General features: G+C 61.0%; 19 protein-coding genes. 16 read left to right on the forward strand and 3 right to left on the reverse strand.

The window, feature by feature from the left end; all coding sequences use genetic code 11:
- Positions 1 to 46: 46 nt before the first annotated feature.
- Both glgX and HMPREF2932_RS08245 read right to left on the reverse strand, forming a co-directional pair.
- Positions 47 to 2,257, reverse strand: coding sequence for a glycogen debranching protein GlgX (glgX, locus tag HMPREF2932_RS08240; RefSeq protein WP_049155312.1), 2,211 nt, complete (start codon positions 2,255 to 2,257; stop codon positions 47 to 49).
- 38 nt (positions 2,258 to 2,295) lie between these two features.
- A complete protein-coding gene (locus HMPREF2932_RS08245) occupies positions 2,296 to 2,844 on the reverse strand; it encodes a TetR family transcriptional regulator (RefSeq protein ID WP_049155313.1) in 549 nt (182 codons plus the stop codon).
- A 176-nt stretch (positions 2,845 to 3,020) separates the two neighbouring features.
- Here HMPREF2932_RS08245 and HMPREF2932_RS08250 point away from each other — a divergent pair, with 176 nt between their 5' ends.
- A complete protein-coding gene (locus tag HMPREF2932_RS08250; protein WP_049155315.1) occupies positions 3,021 to 3,776 on the forward strand; it encodes a hypothetical protein in 756 nt (251 codons plus the stop codon).
- 8 nt (positions 3,777 to 3,784) lie between these two features.
- Positions 3,785 to 4,327: a hypothetical protein gene (locus tag HMPREF2932_RS08255; RefSeq protein ID WP_232745218.1), complete on the forward strand. Its 543-nt coding sequence runs from the start codon at positions 3,785 to 3,787 to the stop codon at positions 4,325 to 4,327.
- On the opposite strand, the gene HMPREF2932_RS08260 is transcribed toward HMPREF2932_RS08255, so the two are convergent.
- Entirely contained in the window at positions 4,324 to 5,247 is a 924-nt protein-coding gene (locus tag HMPREF2932_RS08260; protein ID WP_046648000.1) for a YbjN domain-containing protein, read from the reverse strand. The two genes, HMPREF2932_RS08255 and HMPREF2932_RS08260, sit on opposite strands and share 4 nt — an antisense overlap.
- 166 nt (positions 5,248 to 5,413) lie before the next feature.
- Here HMPREF2932_RS08260 and hisD point away from each other — a divergent pair, with 166 nt between their 5' ends.
- From hisD to pyk, 14 genes are all read left to right on the forward strand, one after another.
- Complete coding sequence (gene hisD / locus HMPREF2932_RS08265) at positions 5,414 to 6,763, forward strand: histidinol dehydrogenase (RefSeq protein ID WP_071409978.1); 1,350 nt, start codon at positions 5,414 to 5,416, stop codon at positions 6,761 to 6,763.
- Positions 6,764 to 6,766: 3 nt separating this feature from the next.
- A complete protein-coding gene (locus tag HMPREF2932_RS08270) occupies positions 6,767 to 7,870 on the forward strand; it encodes a histidinol-phosphate transaminase (RefSeq protein ID WP_049155319.1) in 1,104 nt (367 codons plus the stop codon).
- A gap of 43 nt (positions 7,871 to 7,913) precedes the next feature.
- The gene (gene hisB, locus HMPREF2932_RS08275; protein WP_049155321.1) at positions 7,914 to 8,546 is read left to right on the forward strand and encodes an imidazoleglycerol-phosphate dehydratase HisB; all 633 of its coding nucleotides are present in this window, start codon (positions 7,914 to 7,916) and stop codon (positions 8,544 to 8,546) included.
- A gap of 6 nt (positions 8,547 to 8,552) precedes the next feature.
- Positions 8,553 to 8,735 (forward strand): hypothetical protein, encoded by a 183-nt coding sequence (locus HMPREF2932_RS08280; RefSeq protein WP_049155322.1) that lies wholly within the window; start codon positions 8,553 to 8,555, stop codon positions 8,733 to 8,735.
- A 50-nt stretch (positions 8,736 to 8,785) separates the two neighbouring features.
- Positions 8,786 to 10,006, forward strand: a complete 1,221-nt coding sequence (locus HMPREF2932_RS08285; RefSeq protein ID WP_049155324.1) for an MFS transporter — start codon at positions 8,786 to 8,788, stop codon at positions 10,004 to 10,006.
- On the forward strand, positions 10,003 to 10,638 hold the full coding sequence (hisH, locus tag HMPREF2932_RS08290; RefSeq protein ID WP_071409979.1) for an imidazole glycerol phosphate synthase subunit HisH: 636 nt from the start codon (positions 10,003 to 10,005) through the stop codon (positions 10,636 to 10,638). The genes HMPREF2932_RS08285 and hisH overlap by 4 nt, the downstream gene beginning before the upstream one ends.
- Positions 10,639 to 10,668: 30 nt before the next feature.
- On the forward strand, positions 10,669 to 11,451 hold the full coding sequence (gene priA / locus HMPREF2932_RS08295; protein WP_049155328.1) for a bifunctional 1-(5-phosphoribosyl)-5-((5-phosphoribosylamino)methylideneamino)imidazole-4-carboxamide isomerase/phosphoribosylanthranilate isomerase PriA: 783 nt from the start codon (positions 10,669 to 10,671) through the stop codon (positions 11,449 to 11,451).
- Positions 11,452 to 11,455: 4 nt separating this feature from the next.
- A complete protein-coding gene (locus HMPREF2932_RS08300; RefSeq protein WP_071409980.1) occupies positions 11,456 to 12,259 on the forward strand; it encodes an inositol monophosphatase family protein in 804 nt (267 codons plus the stop codon).
- 161 nt (positions 12,260 to 12,420) lie between these two features.
- Positions 12,421 to 13,185 (forward strand): imidazole glycerol phosphate synthase subunit HisF, encoded by a 765-nt coding sequence (hisF, locus tag HMPREF2932_RS08305; protein WP_070546773.1) that lies wholly within the window; start codon positions 12,421 to 12,423, stop codon positions 13,183 to 13,185.
- The gene (hisI, locus tag HMPREF2932_RS08310; RefSeq protein WP_049155332.1) at positions 13,182 to 13,580 is read left to right on the forward strand and encodes a phosphoribosyl-AMP cyclohydrolase; all 399 of its coding nucleotides are present in this window, start codon (positions 13,182 to 13,184) and stop codon (positions 13,578 to 13,580) included. Before hisF ends, hisI begins: the two co-directional genes overlap by 4 nt.
- Positions 13,573 to 14,202 carry a TIGR02234 family membrane protein gene (locus HMPREF2932_RS08315; protein ID WP_070546770.1) on the forward strand — a complete coding sequence of 210 codons (630 nt, stop codon included), beginning with the start codon at positions 13,573 to 13,575 and terminating at the stop codon, positions 14,200 to 14,202. Before hisI ends, HMPREF2932_RS08315 begins: the two co-directional genes overlap by 8 nt.
- 192 nt (positions 14,203 to 14,394) lie before the next feature.
- Positions 14,395 to 15,222 (forward strand): indole-3-glycerol phosphate synthase TrpC, encoded by an 828-nt coding sequence (locus tag HMPREF2932_RS08320; RefSeq protein ID WP_070546767.1) that lies wholly within the window; start codon positions 14,395 to 14,397, stop codon positions 15,220 to 15,222.
- A 41-nt stretch (positions 15,223 to 15,263) separates the two neighbouring features.
- A complete protein-coding gene (gene lgt / locus HMPREF2932_RS08325) occupies positions 15,264 to 16,184 on the forward strand; it encodes a prolipoprotein diacylglyceryl transferase (RefSeq protein WP_049155334.1) in 921 nt (306 codons plus the stop codon).
- Between the two features lie 300 nt (positions 16,185 to 16,484).
- The gene (pyk, locus tag HMPREF2932_RS08330; RefSeq protein WP_070512713.1) at positions 16,485 to 17,906 is read left to right on the forward strand and encodes a pyruvate kinase; all 1,422 of its coding nucleotides are present in this window, start codon (positions 16,485 to 16,487) and stop codon (positions 17,904 to 17,906) included.
- The last annotated feature ends 3 nt before the right edge of the window (positions 17,907 to 17,909 follow it).

The following is a 17,909-nucleotide window of genomic DNA, read 5'->3' on the forward strand; positions in this document are numbered from 1 at the left end:
TTCCTTTCAGGACAGGGGAGCAGAGCGTAGGTGGTAAAGGAGCAGTCTAGTTCTCGTCTGCTCCGGCGGACTCATCGCTGTCATCGAAAACCGGCGGCTCGGTCTGGCGGAGGATGAGCGACGTGCGCGGTTGCACCACGATGGATCCCTCAGCCGCGATGAGCTTTTCTTCATCTGGGTAGCCACCGGAGTCAGACGTATCCACGATGAGGCGCCAGCTAGCACCCAAGTCCTTCTTCGGCAGAGTGAACTCGATCTCCTCGTGGTGAGCGTTGAAGATCATGATGAAGGAATCATCCGTGATGCGCTCACCCCGGGCAGTCGTCTCCGTAATCGCGTTGCCGTTGAGGTAGACCATAAGCGCCTTACCGAACTCAAAGTCCCAGTCTTCAGGGGTCATCAGCTTGCCGGAGGGAACCAGCCACGCAATATCTCGGTCTTTCACCTCAGAACCGAAGGGGCCGCCGGCCAAGAAACGCTGGCGACGGAACACCGGGTGGTTCTTGCGGATATTAATCAGGCGCTTGGTAAAGCCGTGCATGGCGATGTTCTTCTCTTGCTCCAACATCGACCAATCGATCCACGAAATCTCGTTGTCTTGGCAGTACACATTGTTGTTGCCGCCCTGGGTGCGGCCCAGCTCATCGCCGTGGCACAGCATCGGGGTGCCCTGGGACAGCAGAAGGGTGGTGAGGAAGTTACGCACCTGGCGGCGGCGAAGCTTCTTAATCTCTTCGTCGTCAGTGGGGCCCTCCACACCGTGGTTCCAGGAGCGGTTGTGGGATTCACCGTCGCGGTTGTCTTCCCCGTTGTCGGCATTGTGCTTTTCGTTGTAGGAGACCAAATCACGCAGCGTGAAGCCATCGTGCGCGGTGATGAAATTGATGGACGCGGTGGGGCGGCGGCCGTTGTTGGCGTAGAGGTCGGAAGATCCGGTAAGGCGCGAGGCAAACTCGCCCATCGTCGACGGCTCGCCGCGCCAAAAGTCACGGACGGTATCGCGGTACTTGCCGTTCCACTCGCTCCAAATGGGCGGGAAGTTACCAACCTGGTAGCCGTTATGGCCCACGTCCCAGGGCTCGGCGATGAGCTTGACCTTGGAAACCACCGGATCTTGCTGGACTAGATCGAAGAAGGTAGCCAGCTTGTCGACGTCATCAAGCTCGCGCGCCAAGGTGGAAGCCAGGTCGAAGCGGAAGCCGTCGACGCGCATTTCCGTTACCCAGTAGCGCAGCGAATCCATGATCAACTGGAGGGAGTGCGGGTGGCGGACATTAAGAGAGTTACCGGTGCCGGTGTAGTCCATGTAGTGCTCGGGGTTGTCATCAACCAACCGGTAATAGGCGTGGTTATCAATGCCGCGGAAAGCAATGGTCGGACCCATGTGGTTGCCCTCGGCGGTGTGGTTGTAGACAACGTCGAGGATGATTTCGATGCCGGCCTCGTGGTAGGCGCGAACCATGGCCTTGAACTCGGCGACCACCTCGCCGGGCTTCTTGGCGTAGGCATAGTCCGCATGGGGCGCGAAGAAGCCGAAGGTGTTATAGCCCCAGTAGTTGCGCAGCCCCAGCTGGCGCAGGCGATCATCCTGCAGGAACTGATGGACTGGCAGCAGCTCGACGGCTGTCACACCCAGGTCCTTGAAGTAGTTGATGATGGCCGGGTGTGCCATGCCGGCATAGGTTCCGCGCAGCTCCTCCGGAACATCCGGGTGCGTCATCGTCATGCCCTTGACGTGGGCTTCGTAGATGATGGTCTCGTTATCTGGCGTGTGGGGGCGGTTGTCGCCGTGCCACTCGAAGAAGGGATTAATCACCACCGACAGCATTGTGTGGCCTAGGGAATCATCGTCGTTGCGTCCGGTGCCGGGCTCGTCCGCGAAGATATCGTAGGAGTACAGAGAGGCATCGCCATCAAAGTCACCGTCGAAGGCGCGAGCATAAGGATCGACAAGAAGCTTTGAAGGATCGCAACGCAGGCCATGTTCTGGTTCATAAGGGCCATGGATGCGGTAGCCATAGCGCTGCCCCGGGCTGACGTTGGGAAGGTAGGCATGCCAGACGTGGGCGGTGATCTCGGTCAGTTCAATGCGTTCTTCGTTGCCGTTGTGATCGATGAGGCAGAGCTCGACCTTCTCGGCGATCTCGGAAAAGATAGCAAAATTAGTACCGGCCCCATCGAAGGTGGAGCCGAGTGGGGAGGGGGAACCAGGCCACACCTGGCGAGATGGCGTTATATCAGCACGGGTCTCAGTCATGAGGCTTAGTTTAGTCAATTCCGCTGCATGCGATCGGTTCACAGCGTGCGTAAACCCGCGACCATGAGTTCTGCGGCGCGCACCAAGGTGTCAACGCCTGACACAGCATTCGACGCTGAGGGAGCTGCGCTTGGTGACGCCCCACTGAGCTGTTCTCGGGATTGCTCCATGAAGGTCGCTCCCAGGACGTAATGGATGAGAGCGCGGGCGGCGACGCCACTATCCTCCGGTGATGCCCCGGGGGCTTCCCGCTTCAACGCGGAGGTGAAAAGCTCCTCCAAGTCAGAACTTGCTGAGGATTCGGGGAAAGCGGCACCTGCTATGGCGACTTCGGCGCCGTCGCGCCAGCGTGTGAGTTCCCCATGAAGGGAGCTGACCAGCTCCGTTGTGGTCTCTCCTGTAACGGGGGAGAGGATCTCGGAGGTCATTGCGGCGATGAGCGATTGCTTATTGGCCACATGCCAGTACAGCGCGCCGGGAGCAACGCCGAGGTTGGTGGCAACACGGCGCATGGTGACATCGGCGAGCCCGTAGCGTGTCAAGAGCTCGAGGGCGGTGGAAACGATAGCGTCGCGAGAAAGGTGCACAACAACCCACTCTACGCGGCGCGGAAAAACACCAAGCGTGGCTCACAGGAAGCTTCAAGGTGAAGTGTAGGGTTTATACAATCATGCCTTGTTAGGGTTATGTGAAGTGCCCAAGGGCAACTGCCACGCCCAGCGTGGTTTTACTATCGCTCTCTATAGATATTAGGAGTTATCCCTTGTCTTTTCTGACACCTGCCAAGAAGTCCCTCGTCGCTGTTGCGCTCGTCGCGCCGCTCTCCTTGGCTGCTTGCGGTTCCGATGATGAGAACGCTACCGATACCGCTTCCTCCGCGGTGAAGACCACCACCACGACGGAGTCCAAGGACAAGACCTCCGAGGGGCAGTCGAAGGAGAAGGATTCTGAAAAGAAGGAGGGAGACGAAAAGAAGGAAGGCGAAGAGAATAAGGACGGCGAGAACGCCGATCCGAAGCCGGAAGGGGAGAACCCCGAGGGCGGCGAAAACCAGGCCATGGCTAACCCCTTCGAGAACGGTGTGGATCCGTTCCAGAGCATGCCGAAGGTTGAGCCGGTCCAGGGTGAGGCTGCAAGCCAGGAAGACATTGACGGCATCAATGGTCTGGTCCGTGGCATGTACGAGCAGCAGACCATGCGTTCCTTCGTGAAGTACCTCCCGGAGCACACCTGCGCTGAAGTGCGCAACGACCCGAACTCCGGCCTTGACCAGGTGGACTACAACCAGGTTCCGGATGTTCCGATGGACCAGCTCAAGGACATGATGGCGGCAGCTGGCCAGGACACCTCGCAGATGGAAGGCTTTGACTGGTCCAAGACCGGTGTTGAGTCCATCAACGATGTCGTGGTCAACGGTGACGATGCATCCGCAACCGTGAACGTCAACACCAGCAAGGGCATGGACAGCTCCACCATGCGCTTCAAGCGTGAGAACGGCAACTGGACCTTCTGCGGCTAGAACATATCGTGCCTGCACTGCGTGCACCTAGCTTTCGCATACCCCGCGCCATCGGATTTGGTGCGGGGTTGCTCGCATTAGCGCTCCTCGGGTTTTCTGTGGCCGGCGCCGCGTGGGGGCTGTGGCGTCCTGCCCTCAAGGGGCACCGGGTTGATGATGGCGGCTACGCCCTGCGCAACGTCGCTAACGTTCAGTTTGATTCCTACATTACTTTTGTACTCATTACCGGTGCCCTGGGTATGGCGTTGGGGCTTATTGCCTATCGGCGCGGCGAGCGCTACCGCGGCGTCGGGGTATTGCTGTGGGTAGCCCTGGCTTCCTTGGCTGGCGCGGCGTCGTTCTACGTCTTTGGTGGAGCTACCGCAACGAGTATCCCGGACGATCCCGGGGAAATTGTGGAGTTCGTGCCGAAATTCTCGCCCGGCATCGCCTGGCTCGTGGGGCCGTTCATGGCCATGTTTACGTACTGGTCCGCAGTATTTGTCAATCCTCCTCGTGCCGTGGACGACGAAGAAGCGGAGGCAATGGCGGCTGAGGCAGAGGCTCCTTAGGGCCAAGCGACGGGGGAGGAGCCCACAGCATCGCGTGAAATGTCATCGATGCCGTGGAGGACGTGTTTGATGCCGCGGCCTAGGGCGGTGATCAGTTGGGCGTCGGAAAGCCCAGCGCCCGTCATAACGGCGTAGTCAATGCGCACCTGCAAGCCATCGACGTTGGAGTGGCAGAAGGCAGAAGCCGAGTGGTTGGTGCGGTTCCAGTCATTGCAGATGAGGAAAATTTTGGAGAATTCGCTGCCTGGGAGGTTGGGATCCCAATGGCCTTTAATGATGAGGCTCGGCCCAGAGTCGATAGCGAAGGCAAAGAGGACATCGTTTATCCACGCGTAGACGGCCTCTTCCGCATCTGCTTGGAAACGCGTAATACCGAGGGCGGGTAAAAGCTCCCCGAGACGAGCGGTATCGACTGTGCCGACGGGGCCGTCGAGCTCTATCTGTTCTTCCGGAGCCGCCGGGCGGGGAAGCGTCAAGACGGGGAAATAATCCGCTAATTCCTCAAGGCAGGCCGCCGCGTTGTGCAGCGCAGGGATGACAGAGGCGGAGAGCTGGGCCGCCGTGGGTTTCTGGTGCACGACGAGGAAGGAATGGCCCCACACCTCGACCTCGGTCGGGGAGGAATAATTGAGCACGAGCTGCGGCGAAAGACAATCGTGGTTCCAGTCGTTGACGAACTCGCTGAGCGCGGGGATATCGCCGAAGCCCAAGACCCCGTGGTGGGTGGTGCAGAAACGTAAAATGGGCTCGCCCTCGGTATCCATAAAGGCGCGGGTCTCCCCGAGCGGCGGATGGGGGAAGAGGAGTTCGTGCGCGCTGACCCGGATGCAGTGGAGGCTTTCGCGGTGCGCGAGGTGCTCCACACGGGCAAGCAGATCCGAGGTGGAGTGGCTGTCATTACCTTCGGCGCCGTTGCTCATCTCGCCGCCTCCCTTCGCCGAGTCGGGGTGCCGGAACGTGTTAGTAGTGACACATTCTATAACCTGCACCTGCCAGCTCGCTGGCTTTTTGGCACGGGTATAGTAATGGGAAGGTATAGAAACCGCTGCATATTATGCGGCTGTATATTATGAAAAGGGCTTGAGCATGCTACGAACCATTGACCTGCGCGGAGAGACTCTCACCACCTCCCGCCTGCGCCGAGTATTGCCGCGAGGCGGAACCGATGTTTCCTCAGTCATGGACATTGTTATCCCCATGGTGAACAAGGTGCGAGAAGGTGGTGTTGCGGCGGCCCTCGACTTTGGTGAGAAATTCGATGGCATCCGCCCCGCCGCGGTGCGGGTCCCGCATGAGGAGCTCGAGAAGGCGGCCCAAGAACTGGCCCCTCAGGTCCGGGCAGCTATCGAAGAATCTATCGCCCGCGTGCGCGCCGTTCACGCGGACCAGAAGCCGGCCCCACACACGACAACGCTGGCGCCAGGTGCAACGGTTACCGAGGTTTTTCAACCCATTGAGCGGGTAGGACTGTATGTGCCAGGAGGCAAGGCGGTGTACCCATCCTCCGTCATTATGAATGCCGTCCCGGCCCAAGAAGCAGGCGCTGAAGCGATGGTCGTGGCTTCTCCGCCGCAGAAGGAATTCGGTGGCCTGCCGCACCCGACGGTGCTGGCCACCTGCCACATGCTCGGCGTGGACGATGTCTGGGCAGTCGGTGGTGGACAAGCCATCGCGCTTCTGGCCTACGGCGACGACGAACCCGCCACGGGGGAGGATGCTCTTGAACCCGTGGACATCATTACCGGTCCCGGCAATGTCTTTGTTGCTGCTGCTAAGCGCGCGGTGCAGGGAGTGGTAGGCATCGATGCGGAAGCCGGCCCCACCGAGATCGCTATCCTGGCCGACGAGACCGCCAACCCGGTCTACGTGGCCTATGACCTCATTTCCCAGGCGGAGCATGATCCGATGGCTGCCTCTGTGCTCATTACAGATTCGGAGGAGCTGGCTGCCGCCGTGAATACGGAAGTAGCTCAGCGCTACACCGCCACCGCGAACGCCGAGCGCGCAGCCGAGGCTTTGCGCGGCGAACAGTCCGGCATCGTGTTGGTCGATAACCTCGAGGCGGGTATCGCTGTCGCGGACGCCTATGCCGCTGAGCACTTGGAGGTTCACACAAAGAATGCCCGGGCAGTAGCGGAGCGTATCCGCCACGCCGGTGCCATTTTCGTGGGTGATTATTCGCCGGTGCCGCTCGGTGATTACTCCGCTGGCTCCAACCACGTCTTGCCCACCTCGGGAACCGCGCGGTTTAGCGCTGGGCTGTCGACGCACACCTTCCTGCGCCCGGTCAACCTCATCGAGTATGACCGCGCAGCACTCGGGGAGGTGGCGGAGAATGTGATTGCCTTTGCCACCGCGGAGGCACTGCCTGCCCACGGTGAAGCAATTGCTGCACGATTCGCCGATGCCCCAGATACCCAGAAAGTAGAGGCTTAAGTAATGGCTGAGTTGAAGGATCTTCCCCTGCGCGAAGAATTGCGCGGCTCCAGTGCCTATGGAGCCCCGCAGCTGACGGTGACCAACCAGCTCAACACCAACGAGAACCCCTACCCGCCGTCGGAGGCGCTGGTCAAGGACATCGTGGCGGCCGTCGAAAAGCACGCCCGAGAGCTCAACCGCTATCCAGAGCGCGACGCCGTCGAACTGCGCACGGCGCTGGCGGGGTATGTCAGTGAGCAGACCGGCGTGAATGTCAGCGTGGACAACGTGTGGGCGGCCAATGGTTCCAACGAGGTGCTGCAGCAGCTGCTCCAAGCCTTCGGAGGGCCGGGGCGCAGCGCGCTGGGATTTACCCCGAGCTATTCCATGCACCCCATCCTGTGCGCGGGCACCCAAACCGAATTCATCTCCTGCCCGCGGAACGAGGATTTCCGCATTGCGGAAAAGGAGGCGCTGGAGGCCGTCGCCAAGCACCGCCCCGACGTTGTCTTTATTACCACCCCGAACAATCCCACCGGTGACGTCACCCCGATCGACCTAGTGGAGAAGATCGTGCAGGCCGCGCCGGGCATCGTCATCGTGGACGAGGCCTACATGGAGTTCTCGCCTTCACCTTCTGCCACCACGCTGCTGGCGAAATATCCGACCAAGCTCGTGGTCTCACGCACGATGTCCAAGGCCTTCGATTTCGCCGGCGGACGCTTGGGCTACTTCGTGGCCGATCCGGCTTTCGTGGAAGCCGTGATGCTCGTCCGCCTGCCCTATCACCTCTCTGTCCTCTCCCAGATCGCGGCCACCGTGGCTCTGACACACAAGGAGGAGACTTTGGGCACCGTGGCGAAGCTGTCGGCGGAGCGGGACCGGGTTGTCGCACGGCTCCAGGAGCTCGGGTACTACGTGGTGCCGAGCGAATCCAACTTCGTGTCCTTCGGACGCTTTGCCGATCAGCACGCGGTGTGGCAGGGGTTCCTGGACCGCGATGTCTTGATCCGAGATAACGGCGTACCGGGACTCCTGCGCGCCACGATTGGCCTGCCTGAAGAGAATGATGCCTTCCTTTCGGCCGCAGAGGACTTGGCAGATACAGTAGAGATGATTAACTGAGCCCCTCCTATGGGGCACGATTTGAAGGAGGAGCGTGGGGACGATGAGCGCTGATGAAGCTGCACGCCGCGATGGCGGCGACCGCATTGGCCGCGCCGAGCGCGTTACTGGGGAGACAAAGATCTCTGTAGAAATCAACCTCGATGGCACCGGCCAAGCGGATATTTCGACGGGGCTGCCGTTCTTTGATCACATGCTGAATGCTGTGTGCACCCACGGCTCCTTCGACCTTCGCGTCCACGCCGACGGCGATATCGACATCGATGCCCACCACACCGTCGAAGACACCGCGATTGTTCTCGGCCGTGCCTTCCTGGAAGCACTGGGGGACAAGTCCGGTATCCGCCGTTTCGGGTCCCAGCTGCTGCCCATGGATGAGGCGCTGGTGGAGGCCGTCGTCGACATTTCTGGGCGCCCCTACTTCGTGATGAATGGCGAACCGGAAAACATGGAGTGGCAGGTCATCGGCGGGCACTACGCCACGGTGATCAACCGTCACTTCTTCGAAACCTTTGCCACGCACTCGGCGACGACTCTGCATGTCAACGTGCGGTACGGCCGCGATCCGCACCACATCACGGAGGCTGAGTACAAGGCGGTGGCCCGCGCCCTGCGCCAGGCTACTGAGCGGGATCCGCGCGTGACCGGAGTTCCTTCGACGAAGGGAGCCCTCTAAGCCGTTATGAACTTGTTGGTTCTCATTCTCTTTCTGGTCACCGGTTTGCTCGTCGGCGGCGCGTGGGCGGCGTATCAGAATGGCTCGGTGCTGATGACCGTGGTCGCGGGTGCGCTCGCGGCGGTCTCCGCGATCGCGGCGCTGGCCTGGATGCTTGACATCTTCTCAGCGGGGGTGGCAGCGAAGTGACAGAAAAGACCCCTCAGAGCGTATGGAAGGTCGCCGGCTTTAAGGAAACCATGATCGCGGTGGTTTCCGCCTTCGGTGCTTGGTCGGTCCTGCTTCCGGTGGTGCCCCTAGCCGTGCTGGACTCCGGTGGCTCCGCCACGTTGGCTGGCGCCACCACCGGCGTGTTCATGTTGGCCACGGTGCTTACCCAGATGGCGACTCCGATGCTGCTGCGCATCTTTGGGTACCGTCCGATCATGGCGGCCTCGGCACTGTTGCTGGGGCTGCCGGCGTTGGGGCACATGCTGGGCGACGCCGCCCCGATCGCCCTGGGATTCTCCGCCCTGCGCGGCATCGGTTTCGGCGCTCTCACAGTGGCGGAGAACGCTCTCATCGCAGAAATTACGCCGCGGCGTTTGCTGGGCAAGGCCACCGGTATCTTCGGTTTGTTCATCGGTGCAGCCCAGATGGCGTTCTTGCCTTTGGGTCTCGCAGTGGCTTCAGCCTTTAACTACAACACGGTGTATCTCCTAGCCGCTGGCCTTGGCCTGCTGGGATTCTTTACCTGCATTTTGGTACCGCAAATCAAGGCAGCTCCAGTGGGGTTGCCGGACCCAACGGATACCACTCCGCGGGCACCAATGTGGAAGCTTGTGCTCGTCCCAGCGCTCGCGCTGACCAGTTTCTCCGTGAGCTACGGCGTCGCCTCCAATTTCATTTCCCCGGCGGTACGAGAGCTGGATCCTGAGCGTGGCGCTGTCCTGGGTGGCCTCATGCTGTCCGTGATCGGTGGCGCGGCCATGATTTCACGCTATGTCGCCGGTGTCGTGGCGGACCGCGTGGGCCAGCCAGGCACGTTGATGATTCCAGCCCAGGCTTTCTCAGTCTTTGGTGTGGGTCTAATTGCCGCCGTGCTGTGGCAAGAATGGTCAGTATGGCTGCTCGTCTTCGGTACTGTCATTTATGGTGCGGGTTTCGGCATCGTCCAGAACGAGGCCTTGTTGTCGATGTTCGACCGTCTCCCTCGCGAGCGCCTGTCCGAAGGTTCTGCGGTGTGGAATATCTTCTACGACGGTGGAACTGGACTTGGTTCGACGGTTCTCGGCGCCGTCGTGGCTATGTCCGGATACGATGGCGCCTTCGCGGCTGGTGCCGCCATCATCGCGGTTGGCCTGCTCATGTCCGTGGCTGACCGCGCTTTGGGCAAGACCCGTGTGAGCGAGCTGAATGATATTCAGACTCGCCTGCGCATGATTAGAAGGCCGAGGAGGCCCGGAAAGGAGCCACGATGAGCTCATACGACGTAGTAGTCTTGGATTATGGTGCTGGCAATGTCCGGTCGGCAGTGCGCGCGCTGGAGCGGGTCGGCGCTACCGTGACGGTCACCGCGGACCCGAAACTGGCTGTAGAAGCCGATGGCCTCTTGGTACCCGGCGTGGGCGCCTTCGCTGCCTGCATGGAGGGGCTGCGCGCCGCGCAGGGACCACGGATTATCGGTCAACGCTTGGCTGGCGGGCGCCCCGTCCTGGGAATCTGTGTGGGTATGCAGATTCTTTTTGAGTCAGGCACTGAACACGGCGTACACACCGAAGGTTGCGGCGAGTGGCCGGGAGAGGTCACCCGCTTGCAGGCTCCCGTCCTCCCACACATGGGGTGGAACACCGTGGAGCTTCCCAGCGGTAGCTGCATGTTTGAAGGCGTGAGCGCGGATGACCGCTTCTATTTCGTGCACTCCTATGCCGCGCGCAGCTGGGAGCTCGAGACCGAGATTACTGAGCCACCGAAGGTGGCGTGGTCTGAGTATGGCGGTGACCGCTTTGTCGCCGCGGTAGAAAACGGTGCGTTGTGGGCCACTCAGTTCCATCCGGAGAAATCGGGTGACGTGGGTTCGCAGCTGCTAAAGAACTGGATTGGAACGCTTTAAAGAGCCCGCGTGAAAGGTAGACTACCCACCATGAGCTTTACACTGTTGCCCGCGGTTGACGTCGTTGATGGTCAGGCAGTACGCCTCGACCAAGGAGAAGCAGGAACCGAAAAGTCCTATGGATCGCCGCGGGAGGCCGCCCTCAAATGGCAGGCCCAAGGCGCGCAGTGGTTGCACGCGGTGGATTTGGACGCCGCCTTCGGTCGTGGCTCCAATCACGAGCTGCTCGCTGAAATTACGACGAGCGTGGACCTAGACGTGGAATTGACCGGAGGCATCCGGGACGACGATTCCTTGGCGCGCGCACTGGCCACTGGCGCCCGCCGCGTCAATATTGGAACCGCGGCGCTGGAAAACCCAGAATGGATTGCCAAGGTCCTCGCAGAGCATGGCGATCGCATTGCAGTGGACCTCGCCGTCCGGATGGTGGATGGTGAGTGGCGCACACGCGGTCACGGCTGGGTATCCGATGGCGGAGACCTCTGGGAGGTGCTCGAGCGCCTTGACGCAGCTGGCTGCACCCGTTTCGTGGTGACGGATGTGTCGAAGGATGGCACGCTCCAGGGCCCCAATATCGAGCTCCTGCGTGAGGTGGCGGCCGCCACGGACGCCAAGGTGACCGCCTCCGGCGGTATTTCCACTCTCGACGATCTGCGCGAGTTGGCTCTTTACGAGAACGAGGGGATCGATTCCGCCATCATCGGTAAGGCGCTCTACGAAGAGCGCTTCACCTTGGAGGAGGCTCTTGCAGCCGTTGCGGAGGTTACCCCGCTGCCGGGAGAGGAATACATCGACCCGATCGAGGAGAAGTAGGCCTATGGCCCCGATGACAGGAACTCCAGCGTCGGATCCGCGCGAACTTGTTGCCTTTGCGGAAGCCGCGGTGGACCAGGTTGATGATCTCTTCCGCAGGGGCCTCGGCGCGGCACCCGCGCGTTTCAAAGGCGAAGGAGACTTTGCTACCGAGGTGGATCTGCTCATCGAACAGCAGTTGCGCCAGACATTGGGCCAGCTCACCGGCATTCCGGTGTTCGGTGAAGAGTCCGGTGGCAACTTGGAGGAGACGGTGTGGGTTGTGGATCCGGTAGACGGAACCGCGAACTACTCGGCTGGGAATCCGTGCTGCGGCATTCTTGTTTCGCTCCTGCACGATGCAAAGCCGGTCGTCGCCGTCGCCGACTTTCCATTGTTGAACCGCCGTGTTGTTGCGGCGCAAGGGATGCCGCTGCGTACGACCGGCGGCCCGGCGACCGGGTTCGGGGGAGGAGAGGAGGCTCTCGGATTCGACGAAGCGCGCGGACACGTGGGCTGCTCCTCGCACCTGCCCACGAGCCTATTCAACGACCTACGGGAGACCGGGTTGCGGCCCCGCATGATTGGGTCGGTGGGGCTGGACAACGCTTTTGTCGCTCAGGGCGTGTTCGACGGTGCAGTGAATTTCTCGCCGCACCCGTGGGATAACGCGGCGGGCGCGCTCATCATTAAGGCTGCCGGTGGCCGTGTGAGCGACCCCGAGGGCAATGAGTGGACTGCACACTCGAAGGGTTTCGTGGGCGGGACCCCGCAGGTGCATGCCACGATTTTGGAGGCCATTGCTCGAAATCCGCGTGGGGACCGCTAAATAGGCCCCGTCCCGGGGCTGAAACCGGTGCTCAGCACTGGCGCTGAATCCCGGACTTATTCTTTAACGTTTTACCGTTTTCCTACTATGTTCATCACCGTTCGGTGGTCCCGAGTGGACTGCTGTTTATCTCACCTTTAGCTATGAGGAGGATTGTCACCATGGCGCTTGCCGTGCGCGTGATCCCGTGTCTGGACGTTGATAATGGCCGCGTGGTCAAAGGCGTCAACTTTGAAAACCTGCGTGATGCCGGCGACCCAGTGGAGCTGGCCGCTCGCTATGGTCAGCTGGGCGCTGATGAGCTGACATTCTTGGATGTCTCCGCGTCCAAGGACGGCCGCGGCACCATGCTCGACGTCGTTCGCCGCACGGCGGATCAGGTGTTCATCCCACTAACCGTCGGCGGCGGCGTGCGGTCGGTGGAGGACGTTCGTGAGCTGTTGCGGGCTGGTGCCGATAAGGTGTCCGTTAATTCTTCCGCCATTGCGCGCCCCGAGTTGTTGCGCGAGCTCGCGGATGTGTTTGGTTCTCAGTGCATCGTGTTGTCCGTCGATGCTCGCCGTGCGGCGGGCTTTCCCAGCGGATTTGAGGTCACCACGCATGGCGGCACACGCTCCGCGGGGATCGACGCTGTGGAATGGGCCAAGCGCGGCGAGGAATTGGGGGTCGGCGAGATTCTGCTGAACTCCATGGATGGTGACGGAACCAAGGCAGGCTTCGACCTCGAATTGACTGAGGCCGTGCGTGCAGCGGTTTCGGTGCCGATCATCGCCTCGGGTGGGGCCGGGAAGGCCGAGCACTTTCCACCGGCTATCGACGCCGGAGCGGATGCCGTGCTCGCGGCTAGTATCTTCCACTTCGGCGAGGTGGAGATTTCCGAGGTCAAGCAGGCATTAGCTGCTGCAGGAAAGGAGGTCCGTCAATGACAGAGGACAGCACTAACTCCGCCAGCACCACGAACGTCGGGGACTATGAGCTGAGCGACGACATTGCCCTGCAGCTCAAGCGCAATGAGGCGGGCCTAGTCCCGGCTATCGTGCAGTCGGAACGAGGTGAGGTACTCATGCTGGCGTGGATGGATGACCACGCGCTGGCTTACACGCTGGCGACGCGCCGCGGGACCTACTACTCACGCTCGCGTCAAGAGTATTGGATTAAAGGGCTGACGTCCGGCAATACCCAAGAGGTAGTGGGTGCGCGCCTAGATTGCGATGGTGACACCATTCTGCTCACCGTGCGTCAGCGCGGCGGGGCATGCCATACCGGCGACCGGACCTGTTTCGACGCGCGAACCCTTCTTGGGGAGGAAGATCATGGCTAAGCGCGGCGGACCCGTACTGATGTTGGTCGGCGCCATCTTGTTGTGGCTATCCTCCCGCATGACGTGGGTGAAGGCGGCGGTCGAAGACGATAAGGCCGGATCGAGCGTGGTGGAGCTATCCGGCTCCTTATGGTCCCTTGAGCTCATCGCGCTGAGCGTGGTGGTCCTGGCCGGTGGCGTGGCTGCCTTCGCTCTCCGGCGGACTGGCCGGCGCATCGTCTCCGTCATCACCGCCCTCGCTGCTGCGGCTGCGGGATGGCGTCCGGTGGCGCTGTTGACTGCCGGCTCCGAGGCGGAGCGTGCCCAGGAGCTTCTGCAAGGCGGGACCAACGATACCTCCGTGGATACGACGACTATTTCCGATTGGGCCGTCGTCCTCACCGCGGACGCGTCGACTGCGGGCCCAGTTCTCGCGCTCGTCGGCGCCGCCCTGGCGCTCTTTGGGGCGGTGCTGGTGGCGAGCAACCCGGGTGCTGATAAACCCCGCACAGCCAAATACGAAACCCCGGCGGTACGGCAGGAGCGCCTGCAGGAAGAACTCGAAACCTCCCAAGATTCCGGCCGCGTGATGTGGGACGCGCTGGATGCTGATATTGATCCCACAGATCCCCGCTCCTCCTAAACTCCCCGTTCCGCCTAAACACACGCGCCGCGACGGCGAGCATAGTGACGGAGAGCCTGGTGAGAAAGGCCCTGTTGCGGGGAACGGGTGCCCCGGATTTCTAGTTAGAGGTGAGGGCGCGCTAGCCTAAATGTGATCTCGAACGCCCCTGTTTCTTTCTTTGAGTCTCCTTCGGGGAAGGGAGGTGGAATCATGCCTACCCCGATCGCCGTCGATCACCTCGTGGCCGGAGTGCTGGCTGATGTAGCCGCGCGGGAGGCCCGTGTCCCGTTCAAGGAAATTAAAGCAAGGTCCCGCGACATGGACGCTCCGCGCGATGCCGCGAAAGCTCTGCTGCGCCCGGGATGCTCTATCATCACCGAAATCAAGCGCGCCGTGCCCTATGGCGGTGAAATTGCCCACTTGGATAGCCCGAAGTCGGTGGCAGAACTGGCACATAGCCTGGAGGAAGCAGGGGTTCATGTGATGGCCTGTCAGACAGATCGTCGCCGCTTCCACGGGTCACTCGAGGACATGCGGGTCGCCCGTGCAGCCGTCGACATACCGATGCTGTGCCGCGACACCATCGTTGATCCCTATCAGATTCATGAGGCGCGGTGTTATGGGGCAGACGCGATTCCCTTGCAGGTGGAGCTGCTCAGTCAAGCTCGCCTCGAGTCACTTCTCGATCGCGTGGAATCCCTCGGGATGACCGCCATCCTGGAAGTCCGCACCTGTGCCGAGGTGGATCGCGTTATCAAGGCAGGGGGAACTGTCGTGGCGATCAACGCGTGGTCATTGGCCTCCGATGCTATTAATCGGGAGGCCTTTTCTGCTATTTCGCCCGGTCTTCCTGAGAGCATCACTCGCATCGCGGTGGGCGGTGTTAATAACCCGCGCAACGTGCTGTCTTATGCCTCGCAAGGTGCTGATGCCATCCTCGTTGGTGAGTCCATCATGGCTGCCCAGGACCCGATGACCTTGGCCCGTTCTTTGGTGGCCGCAGGCCAACATCCTGCGTGCCCTTCGCGTAGAAGCTAAGCGCGTTGTCGCGGCCGTCATTTTCAGGCACACTGTTTCCCGTGCAGATTTACAACCTCGCCAATATTCCTTCCCCGCCACAAGGCGTGTGGCATCTCGGCCCGGTCCCGATTCGTGCTTATGCCATGTGCATCATCGTCGGCATTCTCGTTGCGATGTGGATGACGCTGCGCCGCTATACCGCCCGTGGTGGCAACCCTGACGTGGTGTGGGATGCTGCCCTGGTGGTAATCCCGGCCGGCATCATTGGCGGGCGCCTCTATCACGTGATTACGGATTACGATAAGTACTTTTGCTCCACGTGTGATCCCATCGATGCAGTGAAAATCACCAACGGGGGGCTCGGTATCTGGGGAGCAGTCGCGCTGGGCGCGGTGGCACTGTGGATCATGTTCAAGATTAAGGGTATTCCGTTGGGGCCCTTTGCTGATGCCGTCGCCCCAGGGCTTATCCTGGCCCAGGCCATCGGCCGCTTGGGCAATTGGTTTAACCAGGAACTGTATGGCCGTGAGACCACTGTCCCGTGGGCCCTCGACATCTACTACCGAATTAATGAAAGCGGCGAGTATGCGCCCATCAGCGGCCGCTCGACTGGGGAAGTAGTGGCCTCTGTGCATCCGACCTTTCTCTATGAGCTTGTGTGGAACGTGGCGGTATGCGTGTTCCTGCTTTGGGCGCACAAGGCGTTCAAGCTTGGCCATGGTCGTGTCTTCGCGCTGTATGTTGCCGGGTACACCGCGGGCCGCTTCGTCGTGGAAAACATGCGTGCGGACGATGCCACGCACATCTTCGGCCTCCGGGTCAACGTCATCGTTTCCGTGGTCTGCTTTGTCGTGGCGCTTATCGTGTATTTCCGGTTGCCGCGCGGGCAGGAGTCGCCGGAGGAAGTCGATCCCACCCGCGCCACGGAGACTGCGGTGGGCAGCGCTGCCGAGGGTAGCGCCGGTGAGTCTAAATGGTGACGGTGTGCGTAGTGCCCACCGTATATAGGCCCTGAGATTCTGTGGAGTAGCCGGGATCACACGTGGGGTTTGCGGCTCCTTACATAGCAATCTAGAGACCGGTGAAGCGGAGCCGAAATGCCCGGATGTGCCCGGTTATTACCGTTTGTAGCTGCAATACGGGTGTCGCGTTTTCCGCTTGGAATACCGGCGTTACGGGTCGAAAACCCGGCATGAGCTTCGTTCGTGGTGGCCGAGACCAGTAAACGGGGGTAGTTTAGGAACCGTTAGAAACTCCCGATGTGAATAAGGCACTCCATGTTGGATAGAAGAACCAAAATCGTTTGTACGTTGGGTCCTGCAGTCGCAAGCAAGGAAGGAATTCTTGGGCTTGTTGAAGCAGGCATGAACGTGGCGCGTCTGAACATGTCCCACGGCGAGCATGCGGACCACGAGGCGAACTACCGCTGGGTCCGCGAGGCCACCGATGAGACCGGCCACGCAGTCGGCGTCTTGGCGGACCTGCAAGGCCCGAAGATTCGCCTAGGCCGTTTCGTCAACGGTGAAGAGATGTGGAAGGACGGCGAAATCGTCCGCATCACCGTTGATGACGTCGAAGGCACGCACGACCGCGTGTCCACCACCTACAAGAACCTGGCACAGGACGCGAAGCCAGGTGACCGCCTGCTGATCGACGATGGCAAGGTCGCCGTCGTGTGCAAGGAAGTCGACGGCAACGACGTTGTCTGCGAGGTTACCGAGGGCGGACCGGTCTCGAATAACAAGGGCGTGTCCCTGCCGGGAATGGACATTTCTGTTCCGGCGCTGTCGGAAAAGGACATCGCAGATCTTCGCTTTGCGTTGAAGCTCGGCGTAGACATGGTTGCCTTGTCCTTTGTGCGCTCCCCGGCTGACGTGGACAAGGTCCACGAGATCATGGATGAGGAAGGTCGCCGCGTTCCTGTCATCGCCAAGCTCGAGAAGCCGGAAGCAGTCGACGCTCTCGAGTCCATCGTCCTAGCCTTCGATGCCATCATGATCGCCCGCGGTGACCTCGGCGTCGAGGTTCCGCTGGAACAGGTTCCGCTGTTCCAGAAGCGCGCTATCCAGATCGCTCGTGAGAATGCCAAGCCGGTGATCGTGGCAACGCAGATGCTCGATTCTATGATCTCCAACCTGCGCCCGACTCGTGCGGAGGCCTCCGACGTTGCCAACGCAGTGCTCGATGGCGCCGATGCGGTCATGCTCTCTGGTGAGACCTCCGTCGGCATCGACCCCCACAATGTTGTGCGCACGATGTCCCGGATCGTGATGAACGCTGAGCAGGGCGGCCAGGTTCCTCCGCTGACGCACGTCCCGCGCACCAAGCGTGGCGTTGTGTCTTACTCCGCACGTGATATTGCTGAGCGCCTTAACGCGAAGGCTATCGTGGCCTTTACGACGTCCGGTGATACCGCTAAGCGTGTGGCTCGACTGCACTCCCCGTTGCCGCTCTTGGCCTTTACCCCGCACCCGGCGGTGCGTTCGCAGCTGGCCTTGACGTGGGGCGCGGAGACCTTCTTGAGTGACGCGGTTGAGTCCACCGATGACATGATGGCCGCCATCGATGGGGCGCTGCTGGGGATGGATAAGTACAAGGAGGGCGATATGATCATCGTCATCGCCGGTACCCCTCCTGGAATCTCCGGTAACACGAATATGATTCAGGTCCACGAACTGGGCCAGACCCTGCGCGATAAGTAATAC

This window comes from Corynebacterium sp. HMSC074H12 (assembly GCF_001813755.1).
Lineage (GTDB): Bacteria > Actinomycetota > Actinomycetes > Mycobacteriales > Mycobacteriaceae > Corynebacterium > Corynebacterium hiratae.